The sequence below is a fragment of the Myxococcus sp. CA056 genome, assembly GCF_013336715.1.
In the GTDB taxonomy this organism is placed as follows: Bacteria; Myxococcota; Myxococcia; order Myxococcales; family Myxococcaceae; genus Myxococcus; species Myxococcus llanfairpwllgwyngyllgogerychwyrndrobwllllantysiliogogogochensis.
Genome location: NZ_JABUMT010000002.1, coordinates 1,703,709 through 1,722,026 on the forward strand (window position 1 = coordinate 1,703,709; position 18,318 = coordinate 1,722,026).

Sequence of the window (18,318 nt, forward strand, 5' to 3'; positions counted from 1 at the left end):
CCTGAATGACCTGTCACGCGACCCATGCGCCGACCCTCGCGGCGCGTGACGGTCGCTGTATGTGTTTCATGTTTCATGTGACGCAAGGGTTTTCGGTGAAAACAGGCATTAAATCCTGTCGCGAAACTCGCTGTCTCACATTCCGACAATGTTGAAGCGCGGGCTGGCAATGTGCCGGGCTCCTCGCCGTTCTCCCGCGCCTCCCCCATCCCCCAGGAGGTTGTCATGGCCATTCCAAGAGAGCTGCCCACGAAGGTCCGCAAGCCCGTAGAGCAGCCCAAGCCGAAGCCGAAGGCTCCCAAGGTCACGGCCGCGCAGGCGAAGAAGAAGGCGGAGAAGGCGCGCACGGAGGCCAAACGCACGCTGCAGAAGGCGCACGCGTCGGAGAAGAAGGCGACGGAGGCGCGCAAGACGCGCGGCGACGCCGGCTCCCGGCTGGACAAGGCGGACAAGGAGCGCGCCGTCGCGCTCTCTCCCGGCGCGAAGGACACGGCCCAGAAGAAGGTTGAGACGGCGTCCAAGGACCTCGACAAGGCGGACAAGGCCTCGAAGACGGCGAACGAAATCGCCGCCAAGGACAAGCGCGAGGCCCTCGCCGCGGCCAACAAGGCGCTTGCCGCGGAGAAGGAGGCGAACGACGCCGCGGAGAAGGAGAAGCTGCCCAAGCCGTACGCCCTCGCGGACCGGCAGAAGGATGTCTTCGACGCGGGCAGCCTGTCCGCCAAGGACCAGGAGAAGTTGTTCGGGACGAAGTCCGTCGTCTCCTCGAAGGAAGCCGCGACCTCCGATGCCAGACGCGTCGCGGACGCCTCTTCCAAGAGCCCTCGCGCTGGCGCCGAGGAACTCAAGCGTCAGCTCGCGCTCGGTCAGGACCCCGCGTACCGCAAGGCCCTGGTGAGCGAGTCCGCGCCGCAGGTGCAGAAGGCCGCGGACGCGGTGGGTGACAAGAAGACGCCCGCAGAGGACCGCAATGCCATGGTGAAGAGCCTGGCCGACAGCGCGGCGCTGGCGGGGCCCGAGGGCCGCAAGCCGATTGTCGACAAGCTCAACGCGCAGAAGGACCAGGCGACCGTCATCGAAGGCCTCAAGTCCCAGGGCAAGGATGCCAACACCCTGGCGCTGGGCGCGACGATGGCCCGCGAGCTTCGGGCCTCCGCCCAATTCGACAAGGCCGACGCCATCACCCAGGCCAGCCCCGAGCTGAAGAAGGCGGCGGCGGAGTCACCCCTCGATACGGCGCTGCGCAAGGAGGTGGACCTCCAGACGGTGGCCGAGGAGAAGGCCGGTCTTCAGAAGGGGATGTCGCAGACCCAGAAGGACCTGAAGGCTCGGACCCAGGCGCTGGAGAAGCTGGCCCAGCAGCCGGAGAAGCTGCCGCCCGGAGTCTCCATCGAGAGCCGGGACGGGTATGGCACCACGCTCGTGACGAAGGATGACAAGGGGCAGGTCACCGAGCGGACGCGGTTTGGCGACCGCGACGACATGACGTACGTCACGTCGCAGAAGTTCGACCGGGCGAAGGGCACGGTGGAGGCGGAGACGCTGGAGGACCACCACAAGATGGGCACGCTGACGAACACCCGCGCCGCCTGGACGGACAAGGACGTCGACGCGGCGTCGAAGGTCTCCAGCTTGCGTGACGTGGAGAAGCGCAGGAGCGCCGACCCCAAGGCATCCTTCGAGTCCCGCGAGCTGTCGGTCGACGGGGACAAGCGCCTGGTCGAGAAGACCGTCACGGAGGATGCGAAGAACGGCACCACCCAGACGACCCGGACCTTCGGCACCCAGGATGATGAGAAGGGGCTGAACGACCAGCTCAAGGGCAAGTTCGACGACGACCGCCCCCTGGACAAGGTGGACACCAAGACGGTCCACATCCCGCCCGAGGGGGCCAAGGACCCCGACGGCAAGCCCGCCAAGGCCAGCTACACCTTCGGCACGTCGTACTCCCAGGACAACGCCCGCGTCACCGCGAGCGAGAGCAAGGTCTTGGACCGGCCGGAGAAGAAGCCCAGCGAGAGCTCGTACGACAGCGGCTTCTACGACGCCGCGGGGGACGTGGAGTACCGGGCGGAGAAGGAGAACGGCTCGCCCAAGAGCTGGACGCTCCAGACGAGCAATCCCGGCGAGCTGAACACCCAGACGTTCATCGAGGGCAAGGAAGACCTCTCCGTCACCACCCGCAAGAAGCTGGACGGCAACACCGTCACGGAGACCACCGAGGGCCGGGTGCCTGACCCGAAGAACCCGGACGGGGACCCGGTCAGCGTGAAGGGCGACACGAAGCGCACGTTTGACGGGAAGGGGCGGCTGGCCTCGGCGCACTCGGACCAGACGGAGGCGGACGGGACGCGCACGGTGCGCGACTACGCGCTCACCGAGAAGCGGGACGACAAGGGCCGGCTCCAGACCACCGAATCGAGCACCACCTCCACGCAGCCCAAGGACGGCCCCGCCGTCGAGGCTCGCAGCGAGCTGACGCGGACGTTCGACGACAGGAACAAGGTCGTCGCGTCGCACCTGGACCAGACGGACGAGACGGGCGCGCGCGCGGTGCAGGACTACTCGCGCGAGGAGAAGCGCAACGCCCAGGGCGAGGTGGAGATCCACGAGCGCACCACGTCCAGCCTGAAGCCCAAGGACGGCCCCAAGAGCACCCAGGAGCAGGAGCAGGTGTCCGTCGACACGAAGACGGGACCGGAGCTCATCCGCGCCTCCAACAAAATCACCAACGCCGACGGGACGGCCCAGCACTCCATCACCCCCGAAGGACAGACGCTGACCGTCAATGGCGAGAAGGTCGACTCGGTCGACGCGCTCAAGGCGCTGCCCAAGGGGCAGGCGTCGCTGGGCGGGGCGGCGGTGGATGGCCTGTCGCAACAGGTCAGGGACTTCAATGAGCTGGCGCTCGCGATGTCTCCCAACCGGGCGTTGAACCCGGACAAGGTGGAGCGCAACGACTTGAAGGAGGTGAAGGCGGCGGTCTCAGCCAACTCCGTGGGCATGCTCCGCCTGAAGGAGGCGCTCACGCCCGCGCTCAATGGCCAGCCGTCGCTCAGCCTGGACCCCAAGGCACGCCTGGTGGGCGGAGCGAGCGGGATTGCCGGCCTGGCCGGCAGCGCTGAGATTCTGGCCAAGGCGGGGCCCCTGTTCATGCGGGACTTCAGCCAGGGCAACTACCTTGGCGCGGCGAAGGACGGGGTGGCGCTCGTGACGGGCACCATCGGCGTCGTGTCGGGTGGCAGCGCCGTCACCACCGCGCTTCGTGGCGCGGGCAGTGGCCTGACGCTGGACGGAGGCGTCATCACCGCGGGACAGCGCCTGACGCCCATGCAGGCAGCCAAGAGCCTGAACGGGCTCGCGAAGCTCACCGCGGGGCTGGGCGTCCTGAGTGGCGGCATGCAGGCCTACGACGGCATCCAGAAGGGCAATGGCTGGGCGGTCGCCAGCGGCGTGACGACGGCGACCGCGGCGGTGGGTGGCTACCTGGCGGCCGGCGCCGCGGCGGGAGCCTGGGGCGGGCCCGCGGGAGCCGCCGTGGGACTGGCGATTGGCCTGGGCGCGTGGGGCATGACGAAGGCGTTCGACCACTTCGACAAGAGCGACGTGAAGATCGCCCAGCCGACCATCTGACGACGACGTCCTCCTTCCCGGGCACGTTTCGCCCGGGAAGGAGGGGTGCCGCGCGTGTTACCGGTTGGGAGGCGCCCCCAGCGTCACCCAGCCACTGAGCGTCTTGTTGCCGTCGGTGTGGCTCTCCACCGCGTAGAAGAAGTGGCGAGTCGCGTCGGAGGCGTCGACGAAGCGCACCGCGGTCGTTTCGGAGAGGTCCTCGCTGGCGGCGACCTCACCAATGGCCTCCATGTCGCCCGCCTCGGGGTTCTCGCTCCGGTAGACGACGTAGTGCTTGTGGTGCACGGTGTGCGGCCACGTCAGCTCCGTGTACTTGCCGTCGACGCCGCGCACCGCGAGCTCCACGGCGACCGGCTCGGCGTCCGGCGAGAGGACGTTGACCTCGTACCTCACGCCACCGATGGGGTCCTTCCGGTCATCCCTCTCGAAGATGTTCATCGGGAAGAAGCCCTCGGGCCCGTCCGACAGGAAGTTCACGTGGATGCGCTCATCCATCTCCTTATCGGTGTGGAGGCCCAGCGCGCCGCCGTGGCCGCCGAAGAACAGCGTCGTGCCTTCGACACCCTCCAGGCCCTCGGCCTCGCCGCCCGCGGCCTCCCAGGCCGCGAACAGCCGGTCCGTCAGCGTCAGCGTCACGCGGCCCGGGAACGGCTCTGCCTCGGGACGGATGAAGAGCGTCGTCGCATGGCCCACCGTGGGGCGCACGTCATACGTGGTGGTGCCCGTGCCGCCGGGCAGCATCCGGACCACGTCCACGTTGCGCCAGGCGATGTTGTTGTTGAGCTGGGTGTTGGTGACGGTGTCGGAGCCGATGATTTCCGGGTAGCTCATCGGGTCGCCGTCGGACACCCACCGCGCCAGCAGGCAGTAGTGGCCGGGCAGGGGGACGTTGGCCCACTGGATGCGGATGTCACGCGTCTCGCCCGCGTCCAGGAAGATGTTGTGTTGGGTCTGGATGCGCCTCCAGCTCGTGGAGCCCCAGGAGGAGTTGCCGCCCGACGCCAGGTAGTACAGGTGCAGCGAGCCACCAATGGGGCCGGTGGGGCGCAGCGGGCCGTAGTTGCGCAGGGTGACGAAGACGTAGTTGTTGGGCGTGCCGAACACGGGGTTGGTGGAGCTGGCGCAGCCGTTGACGTTGTTGCACACCTTGATGTCGGGGCTCGTCCAGATGGCGCCGGAGCTGGGCTCCCAGCCGTTGTCGGCCGGCGTGTCGCGGATGAAGACGTCGGACGGGGTGCGGCAGTCGCTCAGGAAGTCCTGCACGGCCTGGGGCACGTCCGCGCCGCTGGGCGCCGTCAGCCGGTAGGCCCCCTGGGAGACGGTGGCGTAGTTCTGCATGATGCCCACCACCGTCGGGTCGGGCGTGCCGCCCGTGGGGACGTAGACGGCGTGAATCCGGATGCCCTCGTTGTAGGCCTCCTGCGCCTGGAGGCTGGCCAGGGCGTTGCTCGTGTACGAGTCATTGAAGCCGCCGGGCAGGTTGTCGGTGATGAGGACGACGACCCGGCGGGCCCCCGTGCGCCAGTAGCCCGTGAAGGCGCCGTTCTGGTTCGGGCGGAAGGCGATGTTGTGGATGACGGTGTTGAGCGCCTCGTCGGACGCCTCCGGCAGGTTCCACCCGCCGTTCGCGGTCAGGCTGGCGATCTGCGCCTGCATCTGGGTGTCGTTGCCCGCGCCCAGGTCCACGCGCACGGTGACGTCGTCCTGGAAGGTGACCAGGCCCAGCCGGTAGTCGCCGTTGGACGACGTCTGGATTTGCGTCAACAGGTTGGAGAAGTTCGCCTGGAGGGCGGTCAACGAGCCGCCCATGCTGCCCGTGTCGTCGATGGCGAAGACCACGTCCAGGGGGCCGCACTCGCACGGGTCGACCTGGGGCGGCTCTTTCGGAGGAACCGGGGCGGGAACCCTGGCGGCCGAGGCGACCTGGGAAGACATGAAGAGACAGAGCATTGCCGCGCCGAGCCAGGACATGGCTCGTGGGCGGAGCGTGTTTGACTTTGACATGTAGTGGTTTTCTCCTACGGGGTTTCCACGTCATGTCGGAGAGGGATTGGCGGGGCGTCGACGTGGCGGGCGGTTTGTGAGCAGGAAGCAAGCCATTGCGGGCTTGCAAGTCATTCAGGCGGTTGCGGGGACACGGCGTGGCGGGATGGGTTACTCACGGGGTGGTTTTGTGAAGTTTCCCGCTACACCTCGCACGTGGCGGACGTGTCACAAGCCCCGGGGGCGTGTCGTCTCGGGGATGTGCGGCCGGGGCTTCCGGTCTCACGCTCTCCAACCACCCTGGTGCACCGTGCCCTACAAGTTCCTGAAGCAGCCGAAGACGCCTCCCGACTCCAAGCTCTGTGGTTTCTATGCGCTGTACCACTTCACCAATGGCGGGCTGACGCGGGACGAGTTCATCCAGAAGGCGACGCAGCACTACGAGACGGCGCTCGGCCTGCCGAACAAGGAGGCCCAGGAGATGGTGATGGATGGCAATGACCCCTCCGTCCTGGGGTTGTATGGCCTGGCCCAGAGTGACGCGGACACGCTCAAGAAGCGGGGCGTGGGTGTGATTGCGGACACCACCCGCGGCCACTTCTTCACCGTGCGCCAGGAGAACGGCGTCTGGTCCAGCTACGACAGCTACAACCATGACGCGGCGAAGGCCTATCCCTCCTTCGAGGCGCTCCAGAAGGCGGAGATCGGCAACAGTCAAATCTGGGTCTGAGGGAGGTCGGCGGGACAGCCCTGCTCGGGCGTGCGAGATTGGAGCCTTTGACGAGGACTCCCGCTTGCGCGCCCGAATCGCCGCCCCTTGGAGTGTCGGACTGGCCTTGGTTGTCCTTTGCCTCGCGTGTGCCCACCGGCAGTCGTCCCCGAGGTGCTCGGCGGGGGAGACGCTGTGCTGGGACTTCGAGGAGGGGCGGCTGCCCGCGGGTTGGACACCGCACCGTGACGAGTTCAGCGGGCGGCTCGTCGTGGATGACACCCGGGCCCATGGCGGCAGGTATGCGCTGCATGCCAGCCAGTTGGTGGGAGGCCGGGAGGGCGAGCAGGGGGGACCGAAGAAGACGGTGCGCTTCGAGCTGCCCGGGGACTTCGGCCCCGTGCTCTGGGGGCGCGTCTTCGTCTACACGACGCCCGCGCGTCCAGCCTCACACGCGGGACTCTTCAACGCGCGCTATCCCCGGCCCGGGAGTGATGACGGCGCGTTCCAGGCGCTCGACTGGTACGAGGTGGCGACGTACCAGGAGAAATACATGGCCCTCTGGCATCCGCCGGAGCCGCCCGGCTTTCCGGAGTGGGTGCAGGTCTCCGACACGCCGCTCGTGCTGGACCGGTGGGTGTGTCTGGAGTGGCTCTTCGACGCGGCGAACGGGGAGGCCCCGGAGGCCGCCGAGCCGCGTGTCTGGCTCGACGGCGTGGAGCTGGCCTGGCCCCGGAAGTTCGTCTTCTCCGACCCGCCCACGGACACGCCTCCGAAGCGGGAGAAGGCCCGGAGCTTCACGGTGCTGGAGACGGGCGTCTTCCTCTACCAGGGGCTCTCCGTGCCCACCGACTGGTGGCTCGACGACCTGGCCGTCGGTGGGCAGCGGGTGGGGTGCTCCCCGCGTTGAGGGTGGGCCCTGGATGAAGCGGGGCTCGCGCACGTCTCAGAAGAGCTTCTTCAGGTACTTGCCCGGCTCCTTGGCGAAATCCACCGCGTAGTTCAACCCCTTGTCGACGGTATCCGTGATGGCGCCCCCGGGGTCGTTCATGGCGGTCTCCTTGAGGTCGATCATGCCGGTGTAGCCCAGCTTTTCCTTCAGGTGTTTGGTGGCATCCTCGGTGCTCATGCCGGTGAGCGTCGCGCCTCTCCAGACAGAGATGGGCCCCAGGTCCTGCAAGCGTTTGATGTCGTCTGGATTCGTGGGGTGCTTGCCGTACTCGAAGACGAAGGTGACAGGCTGTGTGACGCCGCCAGTCTCGACCATCTTCACCATTTCGGAGATCGGGTCGGACCCCGCTGGGACCTTGTCGGGGGAGGGAGGGTTGATGGCGATGGTGGCTCCGGGGAACATCGCCCGCGTCTCAACCCCATGGTCGGCTGCCTTTTGGAAGCCGTAGTTGAACATGAGCTGATGGTCTGGAACGCCCGACGCGCGGACTTCGTTCAGGAACCCATTGTTGAAGGCCTCGGCATCCTTCACGTCCAGCTTGAGGCCGACCCCCAGCTCCTTCCCCTTGTTCAGCCATTCCGTGAGGGTGAGGTTGTCGCCCTTCTCATGGATGGGGTCGTGCCGCATTTCGATGCGACCCTTGTCATTGATTTCCATGCTGACGTCGCCCTCCATCCAGTTGTAGTCCCCCTTGGCGGCTTTGTTGAAGTCGCCGCGGGTGTTGGTGGAGTGGGCGTTGTGGGCGTCAGCCAGCTTCATGTCCGGCTTCCAGCGAGGCTCCTGCGCGGGAGGGGGCGCGGGAGGGGGCGGAGCACTCGGCGCGGGTCCTGGCGTGGGAGAAGGCGTTGGGGAAGGCAGACCCGGCGCGGCTTCCGGCGTGGGAGGGGGGTGGGGGCCAAGGAGACCGGGCGTGGGTCCCGGCGTGGGAGGGGGTGAGGGGACACCAAGACCCGGCGCGGCTTCCGGCGCGGAAGGGGGGCGGGAGGCAAGGAGAACAGGCGCGTACTGGGGGGCTCCCGTCAGGTCCGGTCCCGTGGGCAGGTTCGGGCTGGCCACGAACTCGTCCTTCGTGGGCATTCCGATTTCCGGAGGGGGTTCGGGCGGCGACGGAGGGGGCGGCGGAGGCGGCTGGACCTCCACGGGAGTTGTCGCAACGGGGGGGCGGCGGAATGCGAGATCAAGCCAAGAGGCCATGGGGTGCTCCAGGGGTAGAGGATGAGGACTTCACTCCGTGGAGCCCCCCTGGCCTGAACTGGCGCATTTCCCGTCCGCCGCCCGGAATCAATTCCCTCCGGTGGGGGCGTGAATCCTCAGCACATAGAGGAAGTCCTTGATGCTCCGACCCCGGGCCACGACCAGTCCCTCCCGCAGGATGACGGTCTCCTCCAGCCCATCCTGGAAGTGCGTCAGGGGCGTGGGGTCCTCCTGGCGATGGAAGGAGACGGGCCCCTCGCCCAGGACTTCCCAGAACCGGCGACGCGTGACGTCTTCCGGAGTGGCGCTGCCAGGCAACTCCTCGCGAGGCGCGCCCGTGGCCAGGTCGAAGAGGCGCGTCACCTGGTCATTGGACTGGGTGACGAGCAGGTCCTCTCCCACGGACACGGAGAAGGGCAGGGACGGATGCGGCAGCTCGTACTTGAGCGCGCCCGTCTGGACATCGAAGAGGCGCACTCGCCTGTCCAACCCACAGGCCGCCACGAGCGAGCCATCCGCGGAGAGCCCCACGGCCACGATGTCGTCGTTGCTGACCTGGATGAGCCGCAGTGAGCCCGTCGTCAAATCGTAGACCTCCAGCTCTCCGGAGGCGCGTCCCACGGCGATGCGAGGCGCGCGAGTCGCCGCCGCGTACGCGGGCTCGGGCTCCAGCAGGGTCCGGGTGGTCAGGACGTTCCTGCCGCTCGTCACCTCGTACACCCACACGCGAGCGTCCTCGGAATAGCCACACACGACGTGGGCGCCGTCCGGGGTGAAGGTCACCAGGGTGACGGGTCCCTTCGCGCCGCGCAGGGTGTGCAGCAGGGCTCCATCGGAGACGCGCCAGATTCGCACGCACCCATACTCGAGCGCCGCCGCCACCCACTGGCCGTCCGGAGAGAAGGCCAGCGGTTGTTTCATGCTGAGGCGCTTCTTCGTGTCGTTCGGGTCCAGTGGCCTGGCGAACAGGGTCCGCACCGGAGTCAGGCTCTTCGCGTCGAGCAACCGGACCCCGCGCCGGGCGGGCGTCTCCATCATGAGATGGATGCCATAGGCGGCCAGGGTCCCATCGGGACTGAAGCACCACGGCTGCATGGGTGTTTCGTCGAGGTCGGGAGGACAGTTGCGAACGCACCCCTGGGCGTCGATGGCGAGCCACGCGTCGAACCGCTGGGCGATGGCGAGCCCCCCCTCTGGCTGGCCCCAGAGCTGTTTCATGCGATGCGGCTCCGCCAGGAGGACGGGCGGCGGCGAAGCGTAGAGGTCGCTCACGAGCAGGCCGCCATCGGCCGCCGTCAACGCGAAGTGCTTGCCGTTGGGAGAGAAGGCCGCGCCGCGCTGATGGCCATCGGAGGGGTAGGGCCTGGACCACAAGGCCGTGCCTTCGCGGACGTCCACGACCTCCACCCGGTTGTAGGACAGCAGACCCAGCCGGCTCGTTCCGAGCCAGGCGACCTGGGAGTAGCGCCCCTCGCCGCGCGTGCCCGGCAGCCGGGTCCACGTCCGGGTGTCCGCCACGGCGATGCCCTCGAACACCGCCCAGGCAATCCACTCGCCATCCGGACTGAACTCCACCGTGTCGACGTATCCGTCGGAGGCGATGCGCTCCACCTGCGTCCACGTCGCGGTGTCCCAGATTCTCAGCGTGGAGTCGGAGCCGCCGCTCGCGAGCCAGCGCCCCGACGGGTGGAAGGACAGGCTCAGCACGGACTGCTCATGTCCCTTCAGCGTCTTCACCGCGCGGCCGGAGTCCACGTCGAACACGTGCACGCGCCACCCCAGGTTGCCGGTGGCGAGCAGGCGTCCATCCGGGCTGAAGGCGACCGAGGTCACCTGTCCCTCCTGACCCGGAAACTCCTTCAGGAGTGCTCCGGTCTCCACATCCCAGATGCGGGCGTCATGGTCCCTGGAGCCTGATGCCAGTCGCGTTCCGTCCGCGCTCCAGGCCAGGCCCCGCACCTCGCCTTCGTGGCCCGCCATCACCTGGAGGCACTCGCCGGTGGCCACGTCCCAGACGCGCACGTTGCCGTCGTCGGACCACGAGCCGGTGGCGAGCTTTGTCCCCGACGGGCTGTAGGCCGCGCACAGCACCTGGGCGTCGTGCCAGAAGAGCGAGTCCGCGCTCTCCAGGGCGCCGCGCAGCGGCAGCAGGGACTCCACCCAGGGCGCCGCGCCCGCCGCGTCCCGTTGCTTCCGCCAGTGGTTCGCGAGCGCGAACAGATGCGCGTCGGGATGGCTCCACGGGCCCTGGCTCTCGGGCGCGAAGTGCGCGGCGGCGTCGGGCGCGTCGTGCCAGCGCAGGCGGTTGTAGAGGCTCTGGAAGATGGCCTCGGGGTGCGCTTGAAGGAAGGTGGCGTCGAACTCGACGGCCTTGCGGAGGACTCGCAGCGTCCTGGGGCCGACGGCGGGGCCGTCTTCCTTCAACACGAGCGCGTCGGGCGGCGTGCGCGCGAGTACCTCGTCCAGGGTGGCGAGCAGCGCCGCCACGCCCTGGGTGCTCACGAGGTTTTCAAGGGTGGAAAGCTCGGTGAGGGACTGAAGGTCGTAGGTCATCGAGGGTGAGACTCTCGCACGTCCGACGGCCCCTGTTGGAGCCCCCGGCTATGCGTTCTTTCGTCCACGAGGACGCGACGCCTTCGCCTCGGGAGCGTCGGTGGGGCCCGGAGCGTCCTTCAGGGCCATGACGGCCTGGACGATGTGCTCCGCGTCGATGCCGGCCGCGCTCAACAATTCCTCGGGCTTGCCGGAGCCGGGCAGGGTGCGCACCGCCAGGCGCTTCACGACAGGCAGCGGCTGGGGCTCGTCGGAGAAGGCCTCGAGCACCGCGTCCGCGAGTCCTCCCTCGGCCCAGTGGTCCTCGACGACGATGAGCCGCCCCTGGGTCTCCCGCGCGGCCTGCCGCAGCGTCTTCACGTCCACGGGCTTCACGGAGTAGAGGTCGATGACGCGCACGGAGACACCGGCTTCCTGGAGCCGCGCATTCGCGTCCAGCGCTTCGTGCAGGGTGATGCCCGCGGCGACAATCGTGGCCACGTCCTTGTCCGAGCGTCGGAGCACCTTGCACCCGCCGATGGGGAACTTCTCGGTGGCCGAGTACAGGACGGGCGTCTTCGCGCGGGTGGTCCGCAGGTAGCTGATGCCGGGCAGGTCCACCAGGTGGGCCATCAACGCGGCCGTCTGGTTGGCGTCGCTCGGGTACAGCACGGTGCTGCCCGCGACGGCGCGCATCATCGCCAGGTCCTCGAGTCCCATTTGCGAGGGGCCATCCTCGCCGATGGAGCAGCCCGCGTGACTGCCGCACAGGTGCAGCGTCGCGTTGGAGACGGCCGCCATGCGAATCTGGTCATACGCGCGCGACAGGAAGGCCGCGAAGGTGCTGATGAAGACGCGCTTGCCCAGCACCGCCATGCCCACGCCGCTGGACACCATGTTCTGCTCGGCGATGTACATCTCGAAGTAGCGCTGGGGATGGGCCTTGCGCAGCTCCTCCGAGTACGTGGAGTTGGACACCTCCGCGTCCAGCGCGACGAGGTCCGGGTGCGCGTCACCGAGCGCCTTCAGGGCATCGCCGTAGACCTTGCGGGTGGCGACCTTCTCGTCGGTGGCGTAGCCCGGCAGCTTCAACGGCGCGGCCGACTCCTGGGGGGCGGGGCGCGTCGCTTCCGGCTTCTTCACCTCGATGCGCAGGTGACGCTCACCGCCGAGCTCCTGGATGGCCTCGCGCGCCTTGTCCTCGGGCAGGGGCTTGCCGTGCCAGCCTTCCTTGTTCGCGATGAGCGAGTAGCCGTGGCCCTTCTCCGTCTTGAAGATGAGGCAGGTGGGCTTGCCCTTCGTGGACTGGGCCTCGGCGAGGGCGCGGTCGATGGCGCCCAGGTCATGTCCGTCCACGGCCAGCGCATGCCAGCCGAAGGCGCGGGCTCGCGCGACATAGGCCTCGTCGTTCCAGCCCAGCTCCGTCGGCCCGCTCTGGCCCAGGCGGTTCATGTCGATGAGGGCGCAGAGGCTGTCGAGCCGGTAGTGAGAGGCCTTGTCGAACGCCTCCCAGACCGAGCCTTCCGCCGTCTCGCTGTCGCCCATCATCACGTAGGTGCGGAAGCTCCGCTGGTCCAGCCGCGCCATCAGCGCCATGCCCACGCCCACGGCGAGCCCCTGGCCGAGCGAGCCGGTGGCCACGTCCACGAGCGGCAGCACATGCGGGTTGGGATGCCCCTCCAGCCGGCTGCCGAGCTTGCGCAGCGACAGCAACTCCGCGTCGTCGATGGCGCCCACCGCCTTGAACGCCGCATAGAGGACCGGGCAGGCGTGGCCCTTGGAGAGCACGAAGCGGTCGTTGTCGGGGGCCTTCGGGTGCTGGAAGTCGAAGCGCAGGTACTTCTGGAACAGCACCGCGACGATGTCCGCCGCGGACATGGAGGAGCTGGGGTGTCCCGAGCCCGCCGCCGTCGTCGCTCGGATGCTGTCGACTCGAAGCTGCGCCGCGAGCTCTGCCAGTGTGTCTGCCATCGTCTCTCTCCGGGCTGGGGACCCCCGTAGGGTGTTGACGGTGGAGTCCCTGGTGAAGCGGCGCGGCCATGAAGGGGAGGGAGGGTCCGAGGGTCCTCTCTTCGGAGAGCAGCCCGGCGGGGGGGCTCCTGGGCGCAGGCCCGCTCACGGGCGAACGTGGCATGGGCAGATTGAGGACCAGGGGAGGAACGTCCCAATGAATCCACTGCGTCAGCTCGCGGAGTTCGGCCAGGCCGTCTGGGTGGACAACCTCCAGCGGAGCTACATCACCCAGGGCACGCTCAAGAAGCTCATCGACGAGGATGGGCTCAAGGGCCTCACCTCCAACCCCACCATCTTCCAGAAGGCGGTGTCGGGCAGCGAGGACTACGCGGACCTGTTCGTGGCGGCGCGCGCCAAGGGGCTCTCCGCCAATGACGTCTATGAGCAGCTCGCGGTGCGCGACGTCCAGGGCGCCGCCGACATCCTCCGGCCCGTCTATGACGCGCTGAAGGGGAAGGATGGCTTCGCCTCGCTGGAGGTCTCTCCCCGGCTCGCGAACCAGACGCAGGCCACGCTCGAGGAGGCCCGGCGGCTCTGGAAGACGCTGGCGCGACCGAACGTGATGATCAAGGTCCCCGGCACGGAGGCCGGGGTGCCCGCCTTCCAGCAGCTCATCACGGAAGGGCTCAACATCAACGTGACGCTCCTCTTCAGTCAGCAGCGCTACCGGCAGATCGCCGAGGCGTACCTGTCCGGGCTGGAGAAGTTCGCCAAGGCGGGTGGAGACTTGAGCACGGTGGCCAGCGTGGCCTCGTTCTTCGTCAGCCGCATCGACGTGGCGGCCGACAAGGAAATCGAGCAGCGGCTCAAGTCGGGCGCCTCCGCCGAGCAGCGCAAGACGCTGGAGGCCCTGAGCGGCAAGGTGGCCATCGCCAACGCGAGGCTCGCCTATCGCATCTACCAGGAGCTCTTCAGCAGCGCGCGTTGGAAGGCCCTCGCCGCGAAGGGCGCGCGCGCGCAGCGCGTGCTGTGGGCGAGCACCAGCACGAAGAACCCGAAGCTGCGGGATGTGCTCTATGTGGAAGAGCTCATCGGCCCCGACACCGTCAACACCATGCCCCCGGCGACCATCGACGCCTTCCGGGACCACGGCAAGGTGCGCACCAGCCTGGTGGAAGATGTCGCGGGCGCCAGGGAGACGATGCGTCAGTTGGAGGCGAGCGGCGTGTCGATGAAGTCCATCACCGAGCGGCTGTCCGTGGAGGGCGTGAGGCTCTTCGAGGAGTCGTTCGACGCGCTGCTGGGGGCGGTGGGGGAGCAGCTGAAGAAGCAGTAGGCGCCAGCGGCTCGAAGGTCTTCCGGTGGGATGTGCCCTGGAGGTAGTCCCACGCCTCGGCGTCCGTGAGCCGGCCTTCCGACTGGGCCAGCAACTCCAGCAGCAGCTTCACCAGCGTGCCCTCGTCGCGAGGGGCGGTGTCCTCCGAGGTCTTCCTCAGGGCGCGCTGGATGGCGAGGGCCACCTGCGCGGCATGTTCCTCCGAGGCACTGGCCACCCGCGCCAGCGTCATGGACAGGCGCTTGAGGTTGATGAGCCCCGTGGGGCGCAACTCGCGCAGCATCTCCCCGAGCTCCTCGGCGGTGAGTCTCCCCGTGGCGAGCGCGGAGATGGCGGCGTCCACGCTCACGCCATGCTCACCAGGCTCCTTCGTCGCCAGACCCATGGCGAGCACCAGCCGGGCCATGGGGCCCAGGCGCAGCCAGGGGTGAAGCAACTGCTCGTAGGCGACGACGTTGCTCCAGTTGGCCTCGCTCCAGTCGATGTTCATGGCCAGCTCCTCCGCGTGGCTGGCGAAGAACGCCTCCAGTCCCGAGGGCCAGAGCGTCGCCGCCCAGCGCGGGTAGGGCTTGCCGCCGCCGCCGTTCTCCTTGATGAGCATCAGGCCCGGAATGTCCTGGCGTTTGAGCTTCCCTGGCGCGATGGGCTTGGGCGACGTCGAGATGAACAGGTCGTGGAAGGTGAACTTGCCGGAGCGTCGCGCCTTGACGGTGAAGGTGTGCTCCGACTCCGGCGTTTCACCCCGATGCCTCCGCGCCACCGACACACTCACGTCCACTGTGTCAGGTGCGCTCTTGCCCAGCCCCAGGGCCCAGGCGACGAGCTTGAATGCGTCACTTCGCGAGCGGCTCGACTGCTTCAGCGACTCCAGGGCCTTCGAGTCTCGAACGGGAGCGAGCCGACACAGGGCGAGACACAGGTCCGAGAGCGGGGGCTCTTCCGCCTCGGGTGCGCGCGCCAGCAGGCGCGCCACCAGCGTCTCCGGAGCAAGCCACCCGCCCTCATGGGTGGGCATGGACAACAGGCCCTCTTCACGTCCCGCGTCCAGGGCCCTCGCGAGGTCGGAGATGCGCTCGCTCAGCAGTGGCAGGAACACCTCGTGTCCGGGCGTGAGCGCCGGCTCGGGAACCTCGCGCAGCGTGGAGTGGGCCTCGCCCGGGGACGCGAGCCATGCGAGCGCGAGGCCCGCGAGGCGAACCGCCAAGGATTCTCCATATGTCTTCGCGCTCAGCTTCCTGGCGCGCTTCGCCAGGGCGGAGGTCCGCCGCGCGAAGTCGTCGGGGCGCTGTCGGCCCAGTCGGGCCACGCCATCCAGCACGCGCTCGACCTCCATCGGATTGCCCGCGTCCTCGATGCAGGTGGAGAGCGCGGAGAGCAGCTCGTCGAGGCTCGCGATGGGCGTCACCGCGAAGCGCGCGTCCGTGGGTGAGGCCGGCGCGCGAGGCTCCCCGGAGGGCTTCTTCTTGTCCGCTGTCCTGGGAGGTTCCGAAGCCATGGGGCGCGTGCTCTCACCCAGCCATGCCTGGACGTGCTTCTTCAGCGAGGCGGCCACTCCGTCCACCCGCTCCTCGACGGCGGTGCGAAGGGCCGCGTCGGGCGTCTTCGCCAGGGACTCCAGCGCCTTCAGCACGGCCTTCTGCACGTCCACGGCCTCGTGCGCGAGGCCGGAGGCCAGGGCCCCCGTGATTCGCTCACGGGAAGCGCCGGACTCGCGCTCGCCGAGTGCCTTGAGGAGCTTCACCGCCTGCTGCGCGGTCCCCTTGTGCCGGGCCAGCAGCACGGGCTCCAGCGCGGGCAGGGCGGAGTCCACGGGCAAGGGCTCGCGGGCCTCCAGCGCGGTGACGACGTCGAGCGCGAGGCTGACCGTCGCGGGGATGGAGCTGCCCAGGAGGCGCAGATAGCGGTCCCTGTGTCGCGCCAGCTCCTCGGGGGTTGGCTCCAGGGCCTCGTGGAAGCGGGAGAACCAGCCCGCGCGAAACGCCGCGAAGTCGCGCTCCAGTGCTCCCAGCGTGGCGTCCAGCAGGCGCCCTCGCTCCAGCGTGCCCTGACGCATGTGCCGCAGGAAGACGGAGGCCCAGGTCTTGTCCTCGAAGGTGTACTTGTCCTTCGCCGCGAGGCTCAGCTCTCCGCTGCCCTCGACCTCGAACAGGCGCCACGCCTCGTGCTCCAGCAGTCGCGGGTCCGTGTCGAAGGGGTTCGGATGGAAGCGCGTGTCCAGGAAGAGCATGCCCGTGGTGTAGTTGTCATGGGTGGGGCGACGGGACACCCCCTTGCGCATGAGCATGCGCGCCACCCAGAAGTAGGACGGGGCGAGCGCGACGAGCCGCTCGGCCGCGTCTTCCAGCCAGTCCGGTCGCAGCTTCGCGGCCAGGTCGGCGGCCTCCTCGGGAAGGGCACCGAGGAGGCGGGGCGTCCAGTCCGAAGGCGGGACGGTGAAGAAACACAACATGGCCAGCACCCGGGAGCGTTCGCGCCGGAGCGCCTGTTCCTCGCGGGAGTCCGACCAGTGCTCGTCCCGGAGCGCCTTGTCCCGCTTGAGTGCCTCGGGGCCGAGCTGTCTTCGCTGCGCCGGAGTCAGCCCCTCCAGCAGAGCGGCGCAGGCGGCGGGGCTGGGAGCGGCGAGCAGCGCATCGAGGGGCGAGGTCGTCATGAGGCGTCGGGGTCCTCGGCGCGCTGGGCGTGTAGCTGCGCCGCGAGAAGGTGTTTGCAGGGGCCTCGCTCCAGGGCGTGGCGGGAGAACCAGGGGCAGCCACAGCGCAGCGGCTCTCCATCCGCGTCCAGCAGGGCGTGGTAGGTGACGTCCGCGCCGCGCACCCACCAGGCGTTCGGGGTGGAGGCGTCCGGTTCCAGTGCACCCGCCTCCAGCAGCGCGCGTGCGTCGGAGAGGCGGGGTGCGAGAGCCTCCACCTGCTCGAGGTCGAAGGGCAGCTCCCGGTGGAAGAAGGCGGCCGTCTGCGAATCGAAGCCCACCAGTCCCCTGACGCCGAGCACCTGGAGACCGTGCCACACGAGGTCCTCGGGCGCGGACAGCTTGCTCGCCAGCGCGCGGGGCTCCAGCACGGCCTCCCAGCGCAGCTCCGCGCGCAGCGTGGACAGCACCTGCTCCACGGCGGGGCGCTGTGCCAGGGCCGACAGCGTCTGCCCCTCGCCGGAGAAGCCACGCCACACCTCGCCGGAGAGCGCGAGCGTGAAGCGCAGGACGCCCATGTCGAGCACGAAGGCACTGGCCTGACCCCGAGGGTCCGCGTGCAGGATGAGTCGCTTCGCGAAGGGGACCAGGTCCTCCAGCACGCGCAAGCGCTCCAGGCCGGTGAGGCGCATCGCGCCCGTCGCCGCCGTCGAGCTCAGTCGCACCGAGCGTCCCTGGGGCACCAGGTAGTGCGGGCGCTTGTCGGTGCGTGTTCGAGGAAGGCCGCGCAGGAAGCGCAGGGCCTCCGTCGCGGGCAGCTCCGCGAAGGGCGTGAGGCGGGACAGGTACGCCTGCACCTCGGCGAAGCCCTTGAGCCAGCGCAGCGGCAGCGGCACCTTGCGCTCCACCACCCGTGCTTCGCCGCGCTGGAGCGCCACCTCCGCGTGGCCCACGGACAGCGCGAGCGGCTCCTCCGCGCGCACGGTGGCCAGCGCGGCTCGCATCGGCGCGTTGAAGTCCACGTTGGTGGTGCCGAACGAGGCGACGTCACCTTCGTAGGCCCCCGGCGTGAGGTCCACGCGGGCATAGGTGCTGGCGCAGCCGGAGAACCCCTCGAAACGCAGCATGCCGCGTCCGCATGTCACCACCGGGTCGGCTTCGAGCAGGATGCGGTGCAGCATGGCGGGAGGGACATGGAAGCGCGTCCCCACCACGCGGGACAGGGCGCGCAGCGACAGCGCCGTCAGCCGGGGTTGGAGCAGGCGCCCCTCGAAGAAGTACGGCCGGGGCGCGCCGCCGCCGGAGGTCATGAGGCGCAGCGCCTGTCCGCGCTCCTCGGCCACGAGCTCCGAAGGGCCGCTGTACTGATAGGTGTGGCTCAGGGCCGTCATGTCTCG

Annotated in this window: 10 protein-coding genes; 4 read left to right on the top strand and 6 right to left on the bottom strand. The window is 68.9% G+C overall.

What is annotated here, in order from left to right:
• The first annotated feature begins 225 nt into the window (after nt 1–225).
• Nucleotides 226–3,633: a hypothetical protein gene (locus tag HUA76_RS14415; protein WP_174461155.1), complete on the top strand. Its 3,408-nt coding sequence runs from the start codon at nt 226–228 to the stop codon at nt 3,631–3,633.
• A gap of 57 nt (nt 3,634–3,690) precedes the next feature.
• Here the strand turns inward: HUA76_RS14415 and HUA76_RS14420 are convergent, their stop codons facing one another.
• A complete protein-coding gene (locus tag HUA76_RS14420; RefSeq protein WP_174461156.1) occupies nt 3,691–5,568 on the bottom strand; it encodes a vWA domain-containing protein in 1,878 nt (625 codons plus the stop codon).
• A gap of 358 nt (nt 5,569–5,926) precedes the next feature.
• On the opposite strand from HUA76_RS14420, the gene HUA76_RS14425 reads away from it, so the two are divergent.
• On the top strand, nt 5,927–6,346 hold the full coding sequence (locus HUA76_RS14425) for a hypothetical protein (RefSeq protein WP_174457787.1): 420 nt from the start codon (nt 5,927–5,929) through the stop codon (nt 6,344–6,346).
• A 106-nt stretch (nt 6,347–6,452) separates the two neighbouring features.
• Nucleotides 6,453–7,235, top strand: coding sequence for a hypothetical protein (locus tag HUA76_RS14430; protein ID WP_254614166.1), 783 nt, complete (start codon nt 6,453–6,455; stop codon nt 7,233–7,235).
• A gap of 36 nt (nt 7,236–7,271) precedes the next feature.
• Here the strand turns inward: HUA76_RS14430 and HUA76_RS14435 are convergent, their stop codons facing one another.
• The 3 genes from HUA76_RS14435 to HUA76_RS14445 all read right to left on the bottom strand — a co-directional run bounded on the left by HUA76_RS14435 (nt 7,272) and on the right by HUA76_RS14445 (nt 12,974).
• A complete protein-coding gene (locus HUA76_RS14435; protein WP_174457785.1) occupies nt 7,272–8,036 on the bottom strand; it encodes an FAM151A/B family protein in 765 nt (254 codons plus the stop codon).
• 522 nt (nt 8,037–8,558) lie between these two features.
• A complete protein-coding gene (locus HUA76_RS14440; protein ID WP_174461157.1) occupies nt 8,559–11,024 on the bottom strand; it encodes a WD40 repeat domain-containing protein in 2,466 nt (821 codons plus the stop codon).
• A gap of 48 nt (nt 11,025–11,072) precedes the next feature.
• Entirely contained in the window at nt 11,073–12,974 is a 1,902-nt protein-coding gene (locus HUA76_RS14445; protein ID WP_174461158.1) for a transketolase, read from the bottom strand.
• A gap of 196 nt (nt 12,975–13,170) precedes the next feature.
• On the opposite strand from HUA76_RS14445, the gene tal reads away from it, so the two are divergent.
• On the top strand, nt 13,171–14,292 hold the full coding sequence (gene tal, locus HUA76_RS14450) for a transaldolase (RefSeq protein ID WP_174461159.1): 1,122 nt from the start codon (nt 13,171–13,173) through the stop codon (nt 14,290–14,292).
• Here the strand turns inward: tal and HUA76_RS14455 are convergent.
• Nucleotides 14,198–16,942 carry a DUF6493 family protein gene (locus HUA76_RS14455; RefSeq protein ID WP_174461160.1) on the bottom strand — a complete coding sequence of 915 codons (2,745 nt, stop codon included), beginning with the start codon at nt 16,940–16,942 and terminating at the stop codon, nt 14,198–14,200. The genes tal and HUA76_RS14455 overlap by 95 nt on opposite strands.
• Nucleotides 16,939–18,312, bottom strand: a complete 1,374-nt coding sequence (locus HUA76_RS14460; RefSeq protein ID WP_174461161.1) for an SWIM zinc finger family protein — start codon at nt 18,310–18,312, stop codon at nt 16,939–16,941. Before HUA76_RS14460 ends, HUA76_RS14455 begins: the two co-directional genes overlap by 4 nt.
• Between the last annotated feature and the right edge of the window lie 6 nt (nt 18,313–18,318).

Bases quoted from the DNA above. Each gene is read 5' to 3' on its own strand.
- HUA76_RS14445 (WP_174461158.1), bottom strand. From the start codon at position 12,974: ATGGCAGACACACTGGCAGAGCTCGCGGCGCAGCTTCGAGTCGACAGC.
- tal (WP_174461159.1), top strand. From the start codon at position 13,171: ATGAATCCACTGCGTCAGCTCGCGGAGTTCGGCCAGGCCGTCTGGGTG.
- HUA76_RS14440 (WP_174461157.1), bottom strand. From the start codon at position 11,024: ATGACCTACGACCTTCAGTCCCTCACCGAGCTTTCCACCCTTGAAAAC.
- HUA76_RS14420 (WP_174461156.1), bottom strand. From the start codon at position 5,568: ATGTCTTCCCAGGTCGCCTCGGCCGCCAGGGTTCCCGCCCCGGTTCCT.
- HUA76_RS14415 (WP_174461155.1), top strand. From the start codon at position 226: ATGGCCATTCCAAGAGAGCTGCCCACGAAGGTCCGCAAGCCCGTAGAG.
- HUA76_RS14460 (WP_174461161.1), bottom strand. From the start codon at position 18,312: ATGACGGCCCTGAGCCACACCTATCAGTACAGCGGCCCTTCGGAGCTC.
- HUA76_RS14455 (WP_174461160.1), bottom strand. From the start codon at position 16,942: ATGACGACCTCGCCCCTCGATGCGCTGCTCGCCGCTCCCAGCCCCGCC.
- HUA76_RS14435 (WP_174457785.1), bottom strand. From the start codon at position 8,036: ATGAAGCTGGCTGACGCCCACAACGCCCACTCCACCAACACCCGCGGC.